The organism is Streptomyces sp. NPDC059248 (assembly GCF_042753905.1).
In the GTDB taxonomy this organism is placed as follows: domain Bacteria; phylum Actinomycetota; class Actinomycetes; order Streptomycetales; family Streptomycetaceae; genus Streptomyces.
On record NZ_JBHYZV010000157.1, the window covers coordinates 1,896 to 4,720 of the forward strand.

Genomic DNA, 2,825 nt, shown 5'->3' on the forward strand with positions numbered 1-2,825 from the left:
GGCCGTGGGACGAGTCAGAAACCGTATGGGTAGGCGAAGGGCATGCGAAAGGCCCGGCGTAGAGGGTAAGACCCCCGTAGCTGAAACTCATGCGGCTCGTTTAAGAGACACCCAAGTAGCACGGGGCCCGAGAAATCCCGTGTGAATCTGGCGGGACCACCCGTTAAGCCTAAATATTCCCTGGTGACCGATAGCGGATAGTACCGTGAGGGAATGGTGAAAAGTACCGCGGGAGCGGAGTGAAATAGTACCTGAAACCGTGTGCCTACAAGCCGTGGGAGCGTCGGAATGCAAGGCTTTGCTTTGTGTTCTCGTGACTGCGTGCCTTTTGAAGAATGAGCCTGCGAGTTTGCGGTGTGTTGCGAGGTTAACCCGTGTGGGGAAGCCGTAGCGAAAGCGAGTCCGAATAGGGCGTTTTAGTAGCGCGCTCAAGACCCGAAGCGGAGTGATCTAGCCATGGGCAGGTTGAAGCGGCTGTAAGAGGTCGTGGAGGACCGAACCCACCAGGGTTGAAAACCTGGGGGATGACCTGTGGTTAGGGGTGAAAGGCCAATCAAACTCCGTGATAGCTGGTTCTCCCCGAAATGCATTTAGGTGCAGCGTCGTGTGTTTCTTGCCGGAGGTAGAGCACTGGATAGGCGATGGGCCCTACCGGGTTACTGACCTTAGCCAAACTCCGAATGCCGGTAAGTGAGAGCGCGGCAGTGAGACTGTGGGGGATAAGCTCCATGGTCGAGAGGGAAACAGCCCAGAGCATCGACTAAGGCCCCTAAGCGTACGCTAAGTGGGAAAGGATGTGGAGTCGCAGAGACAACCAGGAGGTTGGCTTAGAAGCAGCCACCCTTGAAAGAGTGCGTAATAGCTCACTGGTCAAGTGATTCCGCGCCGACAATGTAGCGGGGCTCAAGCGTACCGCCGAAGTCGTGTCAATCCAACAATAGCTCCAACGGGCGTTGGGTTGGGTAGGGGAGCGTCGTGTGCCGGGTGAAGCCGCGCCGGAAGGCAGTGGTGGACGGTACACGAGTGAGAATGCAGGCATGAGTAGCGATACACACGTGGGAAACGTGTGCGCCGATTGACTAAGGGTTCCTGGGTCAAGCTGATCTGCCCAGGGTAAGTCGGGACCTAAGGCGAGGCCGACAGGCGTAGTCGATGGACAACCGGTTGATATTCCGGTACCCGCTTTGAAGCGCCCAGTATCGAATCCTCTGATGCTAAGGCCGTGAAGCCGCCCTTGATCTCTTCGGAGTGATGGGGAGTGGTGGAGCCGCTGAACCGAGGTGGTAGTAGGTAAGTGATGGGGTGACGCAGGAAGGTAGTCCAGCCCGGGCGGTGGTTGTCCCGGGGTAAGGGTGTAGCCCGTGCGGTAGGTAAATCCGTCGCACATACAGGGTGAGACCTGATGCCGAGCCGATTGTGGTGAAGTGGATGATCCTATGCTGTCGAGAAAAGCCTCTAGCGAGTTTCAAGGCGGCCCGTACCCTAAACCGACTCAGGTGGTCAGGTAGAGAATACCGAGGCGTTCGGGTGAACTATGGTTAAGGAACTCGGCAAAATGCCCCCGTAACTTCGGGAGAAGGGGGGCCACGTCTGGTGATGGGCTTTGCGCCCTGAGCTGGGGGTGGCCGCAGAGACCAGCGAGAAGCGACTGTTTACTAAAAACACAGGTCCGTGCGAAGCCGTAAGGCGATGTATACGGACTGACGCCTGCCCGGTGCTGGAACGTTAAGGGGACCGGTTAGTGACTCTTCGGGGTTGCGAAGCTGAGAACTTAAGCGCCAGTAAACGGCGGTGGTAACTATAACCATCCTAAGGTAGCGAAATTCCTTGTCGGGTAAGTTCCGACCTGCACGAATGGCGTAACGACTTCTCGACTGTCTCAACCATAGGCCCGGTGAAATTGCACTACGAGTAAAGATGCTCGTTTCGCGCAGCAGGACGGAAAGACCCCGGGACCTTTACTACAGTTTGATATTGGTGTTCGGTTCGGCTTGTGTAGGATAGGTGGGAGACTTTGAAGCGGCCACGCCAGTGGTTGTGGAGTCGTTGTTGAAATACCACTCTGGTCGTGCTGGATGTCTAACCTGGGTCCGTGATCCGGATCAGGGACAGTGTCTGATGGGTAGTTTAACTGGGGCGGTTGCCTCCTAAAGAGTAACGGAGGCGCCCAAAGGTTCCCTCAGCCTGGTTGGTAATCAGGTGTTGAGTGTAAGTGCACAAGGGAGCTTGACTGTGAGACCGACGGGTCGAGCAGGGACGAAAGTCGGGACTAGTGATCCGGCGGTGGCTTGTGGAAGCGCCGTCGCTCAACGGATAAAAGGTACCCCGGGGATAACAGGCTGATCTTCCCCAAGAGTCCATATCGACGGGATGGTTTGGCACCTCGATGTCGGCTCGTCGCATCCTGGGGCTGGAGTCGGTCCCAAGGGTTGGGCTGTTCGCCCATTAAAGCGGTACGCGAGCTGGGTTTAGAACGTCGTGAGACAGTTCGGTCCCTATCCGCTGTGCGCGTAGGAGTCTTGAGAAGGGCTGTCCCTAGTACGAGAGGACCGGGACGGACGAACCTCTGGTGTGCCAGTTGTCCTGCCAAGGGCATGGCTGGTTGGCTACGTTCGGAAAGGATAACCGCTGAAAGCATCTAAGCGGGAAGCCTGCTTCGAGATGAGGACTCCCACCCCCTTTGAGGGGTTAAGGCTCCCAGTAGACGACTGGGTTGATAGGCCGGATCTGGAAGGCGGGTAACCGCTGGAGGTGACCGGTACTAATAGGCCGAGGGCTTGTCCATATTTGCTCGCGTCCACTGTGTTAGTTCTGAGGCAACGACC

At 56.9% G+C, this 2,825-nt stretch carries 1 rRNA gene (only partly in view); it reads left to right on the forward strand.

The features are described 5' to 3' along the window. A 23S ribosomal RNA gene (locus ACFXG1_RS32895) occupies positions 1-2,785 on the forward strand; it begins 148 nt to the left of the window's first position. Positions 2,786-2,825 lie beyond the last annotated feature (40 nt).